Origin of the sequence: Geobacillus sp. 46C-IIa (genome assembly GCF_014679505.1) — a bacterium.
Taxonomy (GTDB): Bacteria; Bacillota; Bacilli; order Bacillales; family Anoxybacillaceae; genus Geobacillus.
The window spans coordinates 1,866,273-1,882,855 of record NZ_CP061474.1; the positions used below are offsets into that span (position 1 = coordinate 1,866,273).

Consider the following 16,583-nt stretch of genomic DNA (forward strand, 5'->3'; position numbering starts at 1 on the left):
AAGACCGCAATGCCGCTTCCGTGAGCCCGTTTCTATATTACAAAAGGACGGCGAAGAAATGCAAATGTTGGAAACGGACGAAAGGCATCACAGTTTTCATTTCACTGAAACAGCTGCGGCAGCTGCTGTGCGGCTGTATACACGCCCATATATGCCATCAAGGCGACGACAATAGCGCCAAACGCGGTGAGCCAAAGCGGATGGCGATAGTCGCCGACGATGTCCCGCCTATAGGCGGCGACAAGCATCACCCCAAGCGACAGCGGGAGAATGAGCCCGTTTAGCGTTCCGGCTAAAATTAATGTTTTCACCGGGCGGCCGATCGAGACAAACACGACCGTTGAGATTAAGATAAACAACACAATGATCCAGCGGTGGAACCGGTCCAAAACCGGATGGAACGTGCGGATGAACGACACCGATGTGTAGGCCGAGCCGACCACCGACGTAATGGCGGCCGCCCACATCACGATGCCGAACAGGCGGTAGCCGATTTCGCCAGCGGCGAGCCGGAACACCGAAGCTGGCGGATTGGTTTGGTCAAGTGTCAATCCTTGGGCAACGACGCCAAACGCGGCCAAAAACAGCAAAATGCGCATGAGCGAGGCGACACCGATCGCCGAGACCGCACTTTTCGTCACTTCCGTCAAACTGTCTTTCCCTTTGATGCCGGCATCAAGCAGCCGATGGCCGCCGGCAAACGTAATATACCCGCCGACTGTCCCACCAACGAGCGTCACAATGGCCAAAAAGTCGATTTTTTCGGGAACGACCGCCCGAACGGCCGCCTCACCAAGCGGCGGCTTGGCTGTAAACACAACATAGAGCGTCAGCGCGATCATGACAAGCCCAAGCAGTTGGGCAAAACGGTCCATCGCCTTGCCGGCTTCGCGGACGAGAAAAATGGCGATGGCGATGATGGCGCTCACGATCGCCCCGGTCTCTGGAGACATGCCGAACAGCACGTTGAACCCAAGCCCGGCACCACCAATGTTGCCGATATTAAAGGCCAGTCCGCCAAGGAGCACAAACGCCGCCAACACGTACCCGAGACCGGGCAGCACGGCGTTGGCAATATCTTGCGCCCGCCGCTCGGAAACGGCGATAATGCGCCAAATGTTCGCTTGGGCGCCGATATCAAGCAAAATGGAAAGCAAAATGACAAACCCGAAGCTAGCCGCCAGTTGAGCGGTAAATACGGTCGTTTGCGTCAAAAATCCCGGGCCGATGGCGGATGTCGCCATTAAAAAGACAGCCCCAATGAGTACGCTTAATCTACTTTCTTTCCTGTTCATCGTCTCTCCTCCTGCCGCATCGCCTGAATGGCGACGCCTTCCTTTTGCAGCGCTTCACGCAGCCGTTTGGCAAACCGCACCGCCTGCCTATTGTCGCCGTGCAGGCAGACAGTATCAGCTTCGATCGTCACGTCCGACCCTTGCACCGAACGGACGCGCCGGTCACGGATCATCGTGAGCACTTGCTTGACCGCTTCGTCTTCATCGGCAATGACAGCCTGCGGGTCGCTTCTTGGTGTGAGCGAACCGTCTGCTTGGTAGGTGCGGTCAGCGAACACTTCACTCGCCGTCCGCAAGCCGTATGCCTGTCCGGCGCGGATGAGCTCGCTGCCTGCCAAACCGTATAAGACGAGCGATGGGTCCACATCATACACCGCTTTGGCGATCGCTTCTGAAAGCGCTGTATCCTTCGCCGCCATATTGTACAGGGCGCCGTGCGGCTTCACGTGCGTCATCACGCCGCCTTCCGCCTTGACGAACGCCGATAGCGCGCCGATTTGGTACACGACGTACGCATACACTTCCTCCGGCGAAACGGCCATCATCCGCCGCCCGAAGCCAAGTAAATCGGGGAATCCCGGATGAGCGCCGATGGCGACGCCGTGCCGGACAGCCAGTTGCACCGTTTGCCGCATGACGAGTGGGTCGCCGGCGTGAAACCCGCAAGCAATATTGACGGAAGTGACATACGACAAGATCTCTTCCTGCCCGATCCGATACACGCCAAAACTTTCACCAAAATCACAATTCAAATCAATCGTTTTCACTGTTCTCCCCCCCATTGGCGGCGAATGGCCGCGATCCATCGGCCGAGCCGCTGCTGTTGTTCGATATAAAGCCGCTCCGCTTCTTCCGGCGCAATCGGCTGAAACTGAACGCAATCGCCCGGTCGCGCCTGCGCCAATACAGGCAAATCGGCTGCCGCCACTTGGGCGATGCGCGGATAGCCGCCCGTTGTCTGGCTGTCGGCCATCAACACGATCGGCTGGCCGGATGCGGGAACTTGCACTGTGCCGAACACAACCGCTTCCGACACCATCTCCCGCTCACGCCCAAGCGCCAATGCCGGACCAAAAAGCCGGTAGCCAATCCGGTCAGACTGCGGTGTCACCTCGTAACGAGCGGCGAAAAACTGCCCGCAGCTTTCCGGCGTAAACTCGCAATATTCCGGCCCGGGAACGGCGCGCACCATTTTCGTTTTTCCACCGATATATCGGCTGGCTGAACGGGCCAACCCCCAGCGAAGCGGCTTGGCAACGCGGTGCCGGCATGCAGCGCCCGTCGGCAGCGCATCCCCTGGCTGGAGCGGGCGGCCTGATAAGCCGCCGAGCCGTGCGGGGACGTATGTCGAGCGGCTGCCCATGACAGGCGGAACAGCGATGCCGCCTGACACCGCGATATACGCACGCCACCCCGCCCGGCACACGCCGATCTCTAGGATGTCCCCCGGCCGAACGATTGCCGGTTTCCAAAGCGGAAGCGGCCGTCCATTGAGCTTGCACGGGAAATCACCGCCACATACAGCGATGACCGTCTCAACGTGAAAGCGAAGGGTCGGACCGGCCATCGTCGCTTCGAGCACCGCTTCATCCTCCTCATTGCCAACAAGCGCGTTGGCGAGGCGGTACGCCCAAGCGTCCATCGCTCCGCCGACCGGCACGCCGGCATGTCGGTAGCCGCTGCGCCCGCCATCTTGGACCGTTGTAAAAAATCCGCCATCCATCACATCAATCATGTTCCTCTCTCCAAACGTGCAAATTCCTCGACGCCAATCGGCCGAAACTGGACGATGTCACCGGCTGAAAGCAGGCTTGGCTCCTCTCGGTGCGGGTCAAACAACTTTAGCGGCGTCCGGCCGATCAACTGCCAGCCCCCTGGCGTCGCGAGCGGATAGACGCCCGTCTGTCCGCCGGCGATGCCGACCGAACCGGCGGGCACCGTTGTGCGCGGCACCGTCCGCCTCGGCGTCGCCAAACGCGGCGATAAGCCTCCTAAATAGGCAAACCCCGGAGAAAAACCGATCATATAGACACGGTAGCGTCCCGCAGAATGAAGCGCTACCACTTCGTCCTCGGTCATCCCATGAAAGCGGGCGACATCTGCCAAATCCGGGCCGAACTCACCGCCGTAACAAACGGGAATGACGGTAGTTCGCGTCGAACGGCGGGCGTCCTGTCCGGACGATCCGATATTCTCGCGCAGCCAGGTGCATACGTCAGCATAATTCCCCGCCACTAACGGATCGTAATAGACGGTGAGCGAGGAAAACGCCGGCACGATTTCCATGATGCCTTCTTTTTGCGCGGCCTGAAGCTGGACCGCTGTTCGGTGAACGATGTCGTTGACGGTTTCATCAATGCAACTGGCAAACCGGACGGTTATCGCATATTCACATAATGGAACCAGCGTGTACTCCATTGTCATCCCTTCCCTTGGAAACCGAGCTCGCGCGAGATGTCCATCGCCGCCTGTTTCAATCGCGGAACGATGCGCGCCACATCGTCCGGCGAAAAGCGCTGTTCCGGACCAGCGACGCTCAACCCGGCGACCGTCGCCCCTTCATGGTTGAAAATGGGCACGGCAACAGCGGCAGAATAGTTTTCTAACTCGGAATAGCTGACCGTATAGCCGCGGTTCCGGCTTTCCTCTAGCAATCGGCGCAACACTTGCTTGTCCGTCACTGTACATTTAGCGATTTTCACTAATTTTACTTGTTCGACATATCGTTCCCGGTCAGCTTCAGCCATAAACGCGAGCAAGACGCGCGGGCACGCCCCGGCGTACAGCGGCGCGCGCCGCCCGACTTTCGTATAGACGCGCACCGGTTCGGACGTCTCGACTTTTTCAATATATAGCGCTTCATCGCCATCGCGGACGACGAGATTGACCGCCTCCTTCGTCTCCTCTTTCAGCCGCTCCATGACTGGCAGCGCCACCCGGCGAAGATCGAGCCGCTCGGCGACAAGCATTCCAAATGTCAACAGCGACAAGCCGAGTTCATAATGATCCCCTTGTTTTTGCAAAAAGCCAAGCGCTACGAGCGACTGCGCCATCCGGTACACCGATGTTTTCGGCATCCGAAGACGCGCGACCATTTCGGGCAACGTCAACCGCTCACAGTCGAGAAACAAATCAAGCAGTTCTTTTGTTTTCAAAACCGTTTTGTTCATGGTCTCTCCTCGTTCCGAATATCGGAACAACAATTCCAAAATATGAATTATATTGCTATTATAATGAAAAGTCGAACCATTTTCCACTAAAAAATCAACGGCGCCCGCTCTGCAGACGCCGTTTCTCCATGATTATAACCGTTTTAAAAAGACATAACTCACTTTTTGGTATTCCATTTTTTCCTCGTAGAAGCGATGGGCGTCAACGCGCTGCAAGCCGGATGACAGTGAAACAGTCCCATAACTATGCGTTTTTGCCCAATCATGGACATACGAAAGCAACGCTTTTCCATACCCTTTCGACCGCTCACTTGAAGCGGTGACTAAATCGCACACCCAAATAAAACGGCCGTTATAGAGGGTGATCATCGGCATGAACCCAACGACAGCAACCATTTTGTCCTGATCATATAACGCCGCCAGCTTATACCCTTCTTTTTCTTTCGCTTCGCGCACAAGCGCAACATACGTTTCCTCATCCAAGTGTGTGCGCAGCTCGCGCATGATTGGAAAAGCGCTTCTCACTTCCTCTTCGGTTTCAAGCAAAACGAATGGCGGCACAGCTTCTCCCCCTTCCCGCTTTATGATACACCATTGTACCACATTGATCTGGAAATATAAAGAAAATGTCCTCCATCCCTGCGAAACGCCGTACGCCCGTATAAACAGCGCTCCGTTTTTTGATAATAATCGCAAAGCGGAAAAGGGAAGCAAAAATGAGGACAAAGGCAAGCGGAATGATGACATGGCGGCAGCTGGCGCTGTTTGGCGCCGGCTGCACGGTAGGAACGGGATTTTTTCTTGGCTCCGGCCTTGCCATCGAACAAGGCGGACCGACGGTGGTGGCGGCGTTTTTCATCGCGGCTGCCAGCGCTTATATTGTGTTTGAGCTGCTCGCCGGCATGACCGCCGCCGACCCGGAAGCCGGATCGTTCCGCTCGTACGCGAAAAAAGCATACGGGCCGTGGGCCGGGTTTAGCTGCGGATGGGCCTATTGGTGTTCTGAACTGCTTATCATGGGCAGCCAGCTTACAGCTCTCGCCATTTTTTCTCGGTTTTGGTTTCCGGTGGTGCCGCTCTGGCTGTTCGCGGCCGGGTATGCCGCGCTTGGTCTTATTGTCCTGTTTTTCGGGACCACCCTGCTCAGCTGAATCGAACACGCGCTCGGCGCCGTGAAACTTATGGCGGTCGCCGGCTTTGTGGCGCTCGCTATGGCGATCGCCGCCGGTTTCACCGGCAACGGGGCCGCCTCGTTTCCCAATCGGGCGGAAGACTGGATGCCAAATGGGGCGCGCGGCTCTTGGAGCGCCCTGATTTATGCCTTTTACGCGTTTGGAGGGCTCGAAGTGTTGGCGCTTATGGCTGTGCGCCTTCGCGACCCGGGCGAAGCGCCGAAAGCCGGCAAAACGATGCTCGCCGTCCTGGCCATCTTGTACATTTCTGCCCTTGGCCTGTCGTTGCTTATCGTGCCGCATGCCGCTTTTAGCGGAAAAGAAAGCCCGTTTGTGACCGCCGTTCACTGGCACAGGCTTCCTCTGTTTTCGCATTTGTTCAACGCTGTATTTATCATTGCCGGCTTTTCGACGATGATCGCTTCGCTGTTTGCGGTGATGACGATGATCACAGTGCTGGCTGAGGACGGCGATGCCCCGAGATGTTTCGCAGCCAAGCATAAACGAACGCTCACCTCGCCGGCGTTCCATCTGACCGCGGCCGGGCTGCTTTTGTCCGTTATCTTGGCGCTTGTTATGCCGGCGCGTTTGTATGAGTACATCACCTCCGCAGCCGGATTGTTGCTGCTGTATAATTGGCTGTTCATTTTATCGTTTGCCCCGCGCCTGCTGCCGCTTGGCCGGACCGGGCGCTGGAAGCGGCAGGCGGCGTTTTTGTTCATTTTTCTTGCCGTCAGCGGCACTGTTATTGACCGTGAGATTCGTCCCGGCTTTTTCATTAGCCTCGCATTGGTTGCAGCGATCGCTTTTGCCGCGTTCATCCGCATCCGAAAGGCGGTGCGGCGCCGGCTCGCCCGGCTGCAGCCTTAAGGAAAGGCTGCGGCTTCGGGCGATAAGCCAAGCAGTTTTCGTCTATGCCCAAAATGATTGCACCCCTTGCCAGCCAAAATACAAGCCGAATCCAACGAGTACGATGCCTGAGAGGAGCGATGCTGCAGCCAACACATTCGCGGTGACATGGCGGCGAAATCCCCCGGCAGCCGCCGCCAGTGCCATATCCCATAAAACGACGCCAACCAAAATTGTTGCCGTGCGCCAGATCACTTGCCCTTCTCCCCCGCCGGCAGCCGCCATCTGTGCCAGCACTGACCCGTACACACCGAGCCAAAATAAAATCGACAGCGGGTTAAGCAGTGAAAGAAGAAAGCTGGCCAACCATGATCCAAACGCCGATTCTGTTTTCCGCTCTTGACGGATCGTAACCGCATGGGCGTTCCAGACGCTTTCCGCGCCGGTGTAAAGAAGGACAAAGGCGCCGAACAGCGAAAGGAATGTTTGCACGATCGGCTCCTTCGCCCATTCGCCGATGCCGAAATAGACAAGCGCAATGTATACGAGATCGGCCGTCACCGCCCCGAGTCCAAACAGCCACGCCGGGATAAATCCGCCGCGCATGCCGCGGTCAAGCTGTGCAGCATTGACCGGGCCGATCGGCGCCGCCAGCGACAGCCCTAACACAAGATCTCGAATAAACGTTTCCATCCTTTCCTCCTTCCTGCCATTGTCCAATACATTGTATTCGTCGGCTCGCCGCTGTACAACTCATTTTCCGTGCAGTGACGCCGCGAATATCGTCATGTCGGAACGCGCACGTTATTTATAACAGATTGGAGGGATCGAGATGAACGAACGGGTAAACGAGGCCGTTCGCGCCGTCGAACAAGCGCGCGCGGCCGTTGAAGAGGCGCAGGCGGGCAACAGCGCAGCGAACTTGCAGCGAGCCAACCAGCAGCTGCAAGCCGCGAGCCAGATTCTAGCCGCCGCCCGCGAACAAGCGGCGCAAGCAGGCAGCTCCATGCCGCCCGAACTCGAGCGCGCCGCTGCCATGCTCCGCCGCTTATACGAAACGGAACAGTCGCTCCGCTTATAGCGTTGTTGTCTGACGCAAGCCGCTCCTGTCAGCGGACTATAGGAAACATAGAGAAGTTAGCGACCGGGCCATCGAAGCGCCCGTTTCCTCCAAAAAACGCGTGCCAAAAGCAGAAAATGCCAGCCAGCTCGCTATGACTGGCTGGATCTTTTTATCTCCCAGACCCCTTCTTTCCGCTGGGGGGCTGATCACGTCATCGAAGCCAGCACAGCCGGCAAAGCATCAATCACATCCGACGCCAGTACATCCCATGGAGAATGGCCGTGTTGAACAAGCCAATCAGCGGCCTTTCCATGCACGAAAACAGCATTGCTCACCGCCGGCTGCACCGCCTCATGCTGCAACAAAAACGCCGCAACGATGCCAGTCAGCACATCGCCGCTTCCCCCTTTCGCCAACGCCGGGTTGCCGGTCGCGTTCACATATTGCGCCCCGTCCGGCGCCGTGACAATCGTATACGGCCCTTTTAAGACGACGTACACACCGTATTCCATCGCCAGTCGCTTCGATACGCCAAAGCGGTCATGCTCCACCTCGCGAACGGAACGATGGACGATGCGCGCCATCTCCCCGGGATGCGGAGTAATGACCGTCGGCGCGTTCCGTCCGCGCACCCGCTCAGCGTAGTCGTCCCAAAAAAACAAGGCATCTGCATCAATAACAAGCGGCACTGGCTGGCGCACAAGTTCGTTCACTAAGCGGCGCACGCCGTCTGTCCGGCCCATTCCCGGACCGATGGCCATCGCATCAATGTCAAGTCCGTCCCAATCGGCCGCGCCGGCAAATGCGCCATCCTCTGCCGGCCATAATCGGCACATCGCCTCCGGCACGCGGTTGGCCGCCGCCTCGTACACCGTTTCCGGAACCGCCATCGTCACAAGACCAGCACCGCTGCGAAGCGCCGCTTTCGCCGTCATCGCCACCGCTCCGCTCATCACCTTGGATCCGCCGACAATGAGCAGCTTGCCGTGCGTTCCTTTATGCGATGACCGCGTTCGTTTCGGCATCGTCCGCACTACATCGCTCTGTTCCCACAAAAACCGGGCAGCCGCCTTCGCCTGCACCGCTACGGGCGGAATGCCAATATCGACAACAGCGATCTCTCCGTAATAATCGGCCGCCGGAAACGTATACGCCCCAAGCTTCGGGCATTGGATCGTGAGCGTGACATCAGCGCAAACGGCGGTGCTGACATCACCGCCGTCAGCCGGCACCCCGCTCGGCACATCGATCGCGTATACCGTTGCGGACGTGCGGTTCACTTGTTCAATGATTTCTTTGTACGGTGAGCGCACGTCCCCTTTGACGCCAATGCCAAGGAGCGCGTCAACGATGGCGTCGTAATGCGGCACGCGCGCCGCAAACGCCCGTTCATTGCCCTCATAAGGCAGCCACGAATAGCCGGACCGCTCGTACACCTCAAGCGCCATGCGCGCCGCCCCTTTCACCTTTTCCCGCGGCGGGATGAGCCAGACATCGGTTTCATAGCCACAACTTTTCAACATGCGCGCGATGACGAATCCGTCGCCGCCGTTATTGCCCGTCCCGGCGAGCACCGCGACCCTATGAGCGCGCGAGATCCGCTCTTTCAGCGCCCGAAACAGCGCCTGTCCGGCGTTTTCCATCAGCGAGTCGTCGCGAATGCCGATCCGCTCTGCCACTTCCCGGTCAATGGCATACATTTCATCAGCTGTTACGATCGAAATCATGGCCATTCCCCTTTCCACTTCCAAGCTATGTTTAGTGTACAATTTTTCCAAGCGAAAGACGAGTACAACAAGTGAAACGATGCGCCGCCGCACAGGCGGTGTTTTCTTCTGTAGACGATGGGATGAAAAAAGCAGTATAGCAGAAGTGTTCCGTTTCATTTCATTCCAAAAGAGGCGACCAACGTTGATATACATCGAAAAAGGACGCCGCGAATACATCAAAGCAAGCGTATCATTATTCTTTGGCGGCTTTGCGACGCTCCACAATTACATCGGCTTTTTGTTAAGTGAACCGCCGTACTCGTTCCGCCAGTCAGTGCTCGGGTTTTTATTTATTGTGTATATCTTTGGCAGCTTCAGCTCCGTCTATATGGGACGGAAGGCAGATGTGTACGGCCATGCGCGCCCCCTTCTCCTTTCGGTAGCTGCAACAGCACTTGGGGCGTTTGTCACGCTCGCCCCTTCGGCGGTCGTAAAAATAGCCGGCCTGGCGCTGTTTACGTTCGGCTTTTTCGGCTGCCATTCAATTGCAAGCGTTTGGATTGGCGAACGGACGCGTATCCATAAAGCCCAAGCGTCCTCCTTATATCTTCTTCTCTGTTATTTAGGATCCAGCCTCGCCGGAACGGCCGGCAGCTACGTTTGCGCTCACTTTCATTGGGGCGGCGTCATCGCCCTTGTTTTGGCATTGCTTGCCTTCTCCTATCCATTCATCCAGTTTACAGAAAAACGGCGGCCATCGCATGGGAGATGACCGCCGCTTCGCTTACGGTTGCTTCGTAATGACTTGCAGTCCAAATTGCAGGCAATCTTCACAAATTGCGGCCAGCGGCCCGTTGACAAGCCGCGGCTTTTCTTTCAAGCAAAACGAACAGCGGCCGTCGCGGGCTTCTTGCGCTTCGAGCGCCAAAGCCTCTTCCAGCTTTTCGAGCGGGAAGACGGAGAGCGCTTCGTACACGTTATCAAGCAAATGGCCATCAATATACCCGCATTTTCCTCCCCAACGCAACGCCGTCAATTTCGCCGCCACGGCCATCCCTTCGTAAAACCGGCGGCGGGCTTCGTCCCCGCTTTGTTCAGCCATCGCTGCGACCTCATCGGCAAACCGTTCCAACGCCGCGGTCGTGCATTCATCGAGCCACCTTGTTGTTCCGCTTGTCATGATCTCCCCCCTTGTTTCTTTCCCTTTTCAATACGACAAACGGATCGGTTTTCCTTCTTCACCGCGGCAATTCGTCTAGAAAACGGGCGCGCAGCTCAGGGAGCGGCAGCGGACAGCGATTTTGCCGGCGGATAAGGCGGTGGCGTCGGACAGCGATTTGGTCATACACAAAGTCGCGGAACGGCCGCGGAACGAGAAACCCAGCTGCGGCCAGCCCCTTCCATGGCCAGGCCAGACGCCGGCCGATGCGCAACACGGCGTCCGACTTGACATAATAGCAGCCGTCTTCGATGAGGACGACCGTGTCTCCCGCCGGCATGTTCCCTCTTTCCAACAACGCCCGGCCGACGGCGCTTTGCTGCGAGGCAAAGCGGAATGCCGCCTTCCGGTCGCGGACGGCAATCCAGTGCACACTTGCATGACAAAACAAGCAGTCGCCATCAAACAAAATGATCGGGGACATCCCTCTTCCCTCCCGTTATCGGCTGTTGACCGGCTCAATGCAGGCGCTGACATCGTTTTTCGGCGAATTGACCAGCGGCGACACTTCGTACATTCGCATTCGCTCGCTCGGATACGGCTGCAGGAACGTTTTCAAATACTCGCTGTCATCCAAGCTCGGATCAAGCCAGTCGCCATGCCGCTCGGAAGGCAGAATGACCGGCATCCGATCGTGAATGGCGGCGACAAGTTCATTCGCCTTTGTCGTGATGATCGTGCACGTCTCCAGCGGCCCGCTCGGCCCATCCCAGCGCTCCCACAGCCCGGCGAACGCAAACGGCGCGCCCGCTGCGAGCGTAAACCGATACGGCACTTTTTTCTCCCCCTCTTTTCTCCACTCGTAAAATCCATCGGCTACAATCAAACAGCGCCGCCGCTTGAACGCATGGCGAAAACTTGCCTTCTCATCCACGGTTTCCGACCGGGCGTTGATCATCTTGGCGCCGATGCGAACGTCTTTCGCCCAAAACGGCACAAGCCCCCAGCGCATCATTTTCCCGACTCGCTCCCCTTCTTCCACAACAACTGTCAGCACTTCTTGGCTCGGGGCGATGTTAAACCGCGGGGCGAGCGGGCCTTGATACCGAAAACAAAACAGCGCTTGCAGCGCTTCCAAATCAGCCGTTAACGTAAACCGGCCGCACATGGCATTCACTCCTTGATTCGTTGATCCACGCTATCTCCATCTCCCGTTTCTTCCATTATAATAAAAAGCGGCCGAATACGAATGGCGTCCGCCTTAAGAAGAAGTGTTTTCCAATGAGCGCAAAAATGTGAACACTCGTTCAATATACTCATCGCCGTAGAGGGAAAAACTTTTCACATGATCGGCTTTTTCCGTCAACCATAGTTGAAAGACATCTGAATGAGTACGGTGCAACTTCACACTTTCTTCGTATGGGATCGAACGGTCGTCTTTGCTGTGGATGAACAAAATCGGCCTCGGCGCTACACGATCCACCGCACGAATAGGGGAAGACAAGTCTAAATCAAGATCCGCCAGCGCGGGAACAATCGCTAAAATCAAATACGTAAACGGCACATCGGGCAAATGCGTCCATACCGGCATGTTGGCGCGTAAATACGATTCGAGGTCGCTGAACGGGCTGTCGGCAATCACCCCGCGAACATCACCGTCCTCTGCCGCCGCCAAAATCGATGTCGCCGCCCCCATTGAAACGCCGTATAAGGCGACCGGTTCGCGGTAGTGTTGCTTCGCGTAATCGATGACGCCGAGCAAGTCGTCCTTCTCTTTGACGCCGATCGTAATCATGTCCCCTTCCGATTCACCGCTCGCACGGAAATCGAACAAAATGACACGATACCCTTCAGACACGAACCGCTTGGCGAGCGGCAAAAACGGAACGTTTTCTTGAATGCGGTTGCCGGCATATCCGTGGGCAAAAACGACCGTCATGCGCGCCGGTTTCTGCGGTGAAATGATCCAGCCTTTGAGCCTCGTCTCCCCGTCTTTGCTGATAAAGGTGGCATTTTCATATGTCATCCCGTAATCATGAGGCGTCTCGGTAATCGGCTGGCGCTCTTTATGGGTCAGCTGCCAGCCAACATAAACGGACACCCCGATGCAAGCCAACACTCCGAGCGCCACAATCGTCAATGATAACGGAACCCATACGCGCTGTAGCAGACGGTGTGGTGTGCGTCCTAATTCCATTGCGTTCTCCCCTCATTGGTATTGATCTCTATCATTTTTATGCTTTCTCCAGCCGATGGCGCAACTGCTCGACATATTCGCCCGAACCTGTCACAATCAGCCGGTCGCCTTTTTGCAATTCCGTATCGCCATGAGGAACGATAAATTCGTTTTCGCGGAAAATGCGGACAATAATACAGTCGCCCATAAATGGGAAGCGACGGAGTGGAATCCCGTCATAATCCGGATTATTCATGGCCACTTCATGCAGTGTTGTATCTTTGTTGATCATCATCCGCGCCACCCTTGGGGATTCGATGGATGCCCGCAACATCGAACTAGTCGAGCGGAGAACGGATAACACTTCAATGCCCTCGTCGTTCAACCGTTCCACTTGTTTCGGGCTTTCTGCAAGCACCAAAATTCGCCCAACCCCTTGTTCCTTCGCAGCCAGCGCCACATCAGCGTTCACCTTCTCATTGCCAGTCCAAGCGACAACAATGTCAGCCGCAAACGCTCCCTGCTCTTCCAACGTTTCCTTTGTGTAATCAGCGATGCGAACGATGGAGAAAACGTCGGCCGCTCCCGTTCGCTCCATGTCTTCCCGCTTCGCATGAAACAGCCTTACGTCGTATCGATGCAAATCAAGCTCCCGGGCAGCCGCCAAAGTAAACTGATTCACTCCGATGAGGGATACGTCGATTTTCCCTTCGTCTTTCGGGCGAACAAACCATTTTTTAAACAAAATCGGTGCAACAATGCTAGACAAAACAGCTACTAAAACAAGCGCCCCTTCCATCGTCTCATCGATCATCCCGATCCGTTTGGCGATGGCAGCTGCCGCAATGACAAGCGACAATGTCGACACAAGCAAAAACGAGGCAGCCAACGTCATTTTCGTATCATACCAAATACGGAGCAAAAAAACGGGGACGACTTTCGATACGACCAGCGCCAAAAAAAGAAGCGGAATCATCATTAAAATCGTTGGTTCGGTGATGAGCGAACGTAAATTCAAATCAACACCGACCATGACAAAGAAGATCGGGATGAGAAAACCGTAGCCAAACGAATCAAGCTGGTGGCGCAACTCCTTATTCGGCGACAACAGTGAAACGAGCACCCCGGCTAAAAATGCTCCTAAAATGTTCTCTGCACCAAACGTTTCGGACAATGCGACGAGCACAATCATCAAAGTAAATACCGCTCGGGTCCCAATTTGAACCGTTCCCTTGGCCATTGTCTCGACAAACGATCGTCTCTTAAAGTGTTTTCCAACGAAATAAAACACAACCCCGCAAGCAAATAGGCCAAGCAACAGCCATGTACTTCCGTGTTCAGGCTCATAAAGCGAAACGAATACAGCCAGCAAAATCATCGTCGCTAAATCAGCGATCACCGCAATAAGTAAAATGGCCTGCCCAATCGTCGTCTCCATCAAGTTGGTATCTTTTAACGTCGGCACAACGACCCCAAGGGAAATCGTTGAAATGATGAGCGTCATGAAAAATGCGTTGTCTATATAACCAAAGACGACAAACAAATAAGAAAGGCCGTACGACAAAGCAAAAATCGCCACAAAAATGAGTGGAGCAATTATAAACGGATTCGGTTCTTTTCGCTGTTTGCTGGCTGTTTTCGGTTGATTGGCAAACATCGAAAAGTCAATTTCCAGCCCACTCAAAAACATTAAAAATAAAAAACCAAGCGTAGACAACGTCTTAATCCACATGTCCGGCTGTACAAGATCAAAGCCCGTTTTTCCGATCACAATGCCAACGAGAATTTCCGCCACCACGACCGGAATCACTTGCAGCCGAAGCCGGTTTAATACAATGGGCGTCAAAAACGCCGCAACAACAACAATCAATAACGAAGTGAGCGATGACTGTTCGGCCATAACGTTCCCCTTTCTAAACGAACATTCGTAAAAGGCCGTCGGAACCGTATTCCTGCCAAACGAGAATAGAGCAGCCCGTCCGTTTTTAGCGGCGGGCACCGCCAAAATCATTTTACGGCCTTCTAGACTTTTCATCTTAACGAATTTTCAGGCGCGGTGCAACCAAATCGCTGTTTCCATTTGGCAAACGCGGTGCGCCTCGGCCGATTTGAAGCAGTCATCGTTTTTGCAGACAACGAACAAGATCGCATCGAGAGGAGAAACGACTCTTTCTTTGGGATATAGTATATGTGCTTGACATTTTACCACTTGACCAACGTTCGTTTAGGCAGCTATTCATCTAGCAAAAAGAGATGCCCGCAAACGAACGCGCATCTCTTTTCCCCATTGTCCCTCACTTGCCATCCGCTCACGAATGGGAAAGCGGCGCCGCTCCTTTCGCTCCAACAATCAAATCAAACTCACGCACCGATGTCATCCGTTCGTCGACAAGCCCGCGCTCCCACACATGGCGCAAAAACAACTCGGCGAGCCGCTTGTTCCGTTCGTTTTCTTGACCGCGTTCCAAAGCGATGACACTCAAATACAGATCGCACATCCGATTGGCAACCGCCTTCGCATGGAACGTCTGCACCTCGTCCGCTTGGCCGCCAAGACGCGAGAGCGCTGACACCAACTCCTTCAATCCTTCTTCAACCGGGCAGGCAAGCGGCTTCACCTCGGCTGCTAAACGCTCAAGCCGTTGCCGCATGTCGGCGGCGAACCGCTCGTGAATGTGATATTTACGCATCAACCGCAACACTTCAAGCGCCAAAATATTGGCTGTTCCTTCCCAGACGGTCAGCACTTGAGCATCGCGGAGCAGGCGCGGGGTGACAAAATCTTCAATATACCCATTGCCGCCGTGCAGTTCAATCGCCTCATGGCTGAACGCGATCGCTTCTTCGGCCGTACGCATCTTCAGAAGGGCAATCAGAAGCCTGAGCCATGCTTTCTCCTCCTCGCTCGCTTCATGCGGCGCAGTCATGACGCGGTCAAACAAGGCGATCATGTCAAAGCAGGCGCTCGTTTCCACTTCCTGCCTTGCCGTCAGGTCGGCGAGCATCCCGCGCACCATCGGGTAATCGGTCAGTTGATGGCCAAAAGCGGTGCGCTGTTCGGCGTATTGCTTCGCTTCTTCGAGCGCCCGCTTCATGATGCCGACCGAGGCGACCGCATTGCAGACGCGCGACAAATTGAGCGCTTCCATCATATAATAGAAGCCTTTGCGCGGGTCGCCGACGACATGCGCCTTGGCGCCATCAAACACGACTTCGGCCGACGGCACGGCGCGCACGCCTAACTTATCCTTTAAGCGGCGGATGGTGATGCCGTTTACTGTTCCATCCTCGTTGCGCCATGGGACGAGAAACAAGCTCAGCCCCTTCGTCCCCGGGCCGCTCCCATCAATGCGCGCCAATACGAGCGCCACGCCGCAGCGCCCCGCGTTGCTGGCAAAATATTTTTCCCCGTACAGTTTATAATGATCGCCGCACGGCACAGCACGCACGGCGTTGGCGCCAACGTCCGATCCGCCTTGGCGCTCCGTTAAAAACGTCGCTCCTTCGTACAGTTCGACTTCACCCGTGGAGATCACATGAGGCAAGTACGCCGCCTTCAACTTTTCATCAGCAAAATGTTCAAGCACATAGGCGGTTGCCATTGTCAGCGTCACCGGGCAATAAAACCCGGGCTCGGCTTGCGATAAAATGTACCCTTGGGCGTATGAATACATGTAGTTTCCTTTTCTTCCAAGCTCGGGAATCGGTTTGTGCACATACCCGACAATCCCCGTTTCATACGTTTGTTTCGCCGTCTGCTCGTATCCTTCGTTCACCCACACCTCAGAAATGTCGTTGCCAAAGCGGTCATATTTAATCAGGCGCGGCTGCCCTTCACGATCGGTATGCACAGCGCGGCGGTCGACGTCCGTCAAACAAAATTCATAAAACGATGCGAGCTTTTCCTCAGCATACTGGTACAATTCGTCATCCAAATACCGTTTCAAATTCGCCAACAAATTCGGATCGGCTTCACGAAGCGGTTTCATC

Annotated in this window: 15 protein-coding genes and 2 pseudogenes; 3 read left to right on the forward strand and 14 right to left on the reverse strand. The window is 55.6% G+C overall.

The window, feature by feature from the left end:
- Window positions 1-101: 101 nt before the first annotated feature.
- The 6 genes and pseudogenes from IC803_RS09365 to IC803_RS09390 all read right to left on the reverse strand — a co-directional run bounded on the left by IC803_RS09365 (window position 102) and on the right by IC803_RS09390 (window position 5,026).
- A complete protein-coding gene (locus IC803_RS09365) occupies window positions 102-1,295 on the reverse strand; it encodes an NRAMP family divalent metal transporter (RefSeq protein ID WP_081207562.1) in 1,194 nt (397 codons plus the stop codon).
- On the reverse strand, window positions 1,292-2,062 hold the full coding sequence (gene pxpA, locus IC803_RS09370; RefSeq protein WP_081207563.1) for a 5-oxoprolinase subunit PxpA: 771 nt from the start codon (window positions 2,060-2,062) through the stop codon (window positions 1,292-1,294). Before pxpA ends, IC803_RS09365 begins: the two co-directional genes overlap by 4 nt.
- Window positions 2,059-3,030 (reverse strand): 5-oxoprolinase subunit C family protein, encoded by a 972-nt coding sequence (locus tag IC803_RS09375; protein WP_081207564.1) that lies wholly within the window; start codon window positions 3,028-3,030, stop codon window positions 2,059-2,061. Before IC803_RS09375 ends, pxpA begins: the two co-directional genes overlap by 4 nt.
- Window positions 3,023-3,719, reverse strand: a pseudogene (gene pxpB, locus IC803_RS09380) (5-oxoprolinase subunit PxpB). Before pxpB ends, IC803_RS09375 begins: the two are co-directional and overlap by 8 nt.
- The gene (locus IC803_RS09385; protein ID WP_081207566.1) at window positions 3,716-4,465 is read right to left on the reverse strand and encodes an IclR family transcriptional regulator; all 750 of its coding nucleotides are present in this window, start codon (window positions 4,463-4,465) and stop codon (window positions 3,716-3,718) included. Before IC803_RS09385 ends, pxpB begins: the two are co-directional and overlap by 4 nt.
- A 132-nt stretch (window positions 4,466-4,597) precedes the next feature.
- Window positions 4,598-5,026 (reverse strand): GNAT family N-acetyltransferase, encoded by a 429-nt coding sequence (locus IC803_RS09390; protein ID WP_081207567.1) that lies wholly within the window; start codon window positions 5,024-5,026, stop codon window positions 4,598-4,600.
- A gap of 179 nt (window positions 5,027-5,205) precedes the next feature.
- Between IC803_RS09390 and IC803_RS09395 the strand changes: the two are divergent.
- Window positions 5,206-6,507 (forward strand): annotated as a pseudogene (locus IC803_RS09395) (amino acid permease).
- A 42-nt stretch (window positions 6,508-6,549) separates the two neighbouring features.
- On the opposite strand, the gene IC803_RS09400 reads toward IC803_RS09395, so the two are convergent.
- Window positions 6,550-7,179 carry a LysE family translocator gene (locus tag IC803_RS09400; RefSeq protein ID WP_081207568.1) on the reverse strand — a complete coding sequence of 210 codons (630 nt, stop codon included), beginning with the start codon at window positions 7,177-7,179 and terminating at the stop codon, window positions 6,550-6,552.
- Window positions 7,180-7,318: 139 nt separating this feature from the next.
- Here IC803_RS09400 and IC803_RS09405 point away from each other — a divergent pair, with 139 nt between their 5' ends.
- Window positions 7,319-7,567, forward strand: a complete 249-nt coding sequence (locus tag IC803_RS09405; protein ID WP_081207569.1) for a hypothetical protein — start codon at window positions 7,319-7,321, stop codon at window positions 7,565-7,567.
- Between the two features lie 188 nt (window positions 7,568-7,755).
- Here IC803_RS09405 and IC803_RS09410 read toward each other — a convergent pair whose 3' ends face one another.
- Complete coding sequence (locus IC803_RS09410) at window positions 7,756-9,276, reverse strand: NAD(P)H-hydrate dehydratase (protein ID WP_081207570.1); 1,521 nt, start codon at window positions 9,274-9,276, stop codon at window positions 7,756-7,758.
- A gap of 184 nt (window positions 9,277-9,460) precedes the next feature.
- Between IC803_RS09410 and IC803_RS09415 the strand changes: the two genes are divergently transcribed.
- The gene (locus tag IC803_RS09415; RefSeq protein WP_223811950.1) at window positions 9,461-10,030 is read left to right on the forward strand and encodes an MFS transporter; all 570 of its coding nucleotides are present in this window, start codon (window positions 9,461-9,463) and stop codon (window positions 10,028-10,030) included.
- Between the two features lie 12 nt (window positions 10,031-10,042).
- Here IC803_RS09415 and IC803_RS09420 read toward each other — a convergent pair whose 3' ends face one another.
- The 6 genes from IC803_RS09420 to IC803_RS09445 form a co-directional block, all read right to left on the reverse strand.
- Window positions 10,043-10,438, reverse strand: a complete 396-nt coding sequence (locus IC803_RS09420; protein WP_081207571.1) for a ClpX C4-type zinc finger protein — start codon at window positions 10,436-10,438, stop codon at window positions 10,043-10,045.
- A 58-nt stretch (window positions 10,439-10,496) separates the two neighbouring features.
- Window positions 10,497-10,901, reverse strand: a complete 405-nt coding sequence (locus IC803_RS09425; RefSeq protein WP_081207572.1) for a thiol-disulfide oxidoreductase DCC family protein — start codon at window positions 10,899-10,901, stop codon at window positions 10,497-10,499.
- Between the two features lie 15 nt (window positions 10,902-10,916).
- Window positions 10,917-11,585 (reverse strand): SOS response-associated peptidase, encoded by a 669-nt coding sequence (locus IC803_RS09430; protein WP_081207573.1) that lies wholly within the window; start codon window positions 11,583-11,585, stop codon window positions 10,917-10,919.
- Between the two features lie 93 nt (window positions 11,586-11,678).
- Window positions 11,679-12,614: an alpha/beta hydrolase gene (locus IC803_RS09435; protein WP_081207574.1), complete on the reverse strand. Its 936-nt coding sequence runs from the start codon at window positions 12,612-12,614 to the stop codon at window positions 11,679-11,681.
- A gap of 37 nt (window positions 12,615-12,651) precedes the next feature.
- On the reverse strand, window positions 12,652-14,493 hold the full coding sequence (locus tag IC803_RS09440) for a monovalent cation:proton antiporter family protein (protein ID WP_081207575.1): 1,842 nt from the start codon (window positions 14,491-14,493) through the stop codon (window positions 12,652-12,654).
- A gap of 409 nt (window positions 14,494-14,902) precedes the next feature.
- Window positions 14,903-16,582, reverse strand: a complete 1,680-nt coding sequence (locus tag IC803_RS09445; protein ID WP_081207576.1) for an acyl-CoA dehydrogenase family protein — start codon at window positions 16,580-16,582, stop codon at window positions 14,903-14,905.
- Between the last annotated feature and the right edge of the window lies 1 nt (window position 16,583).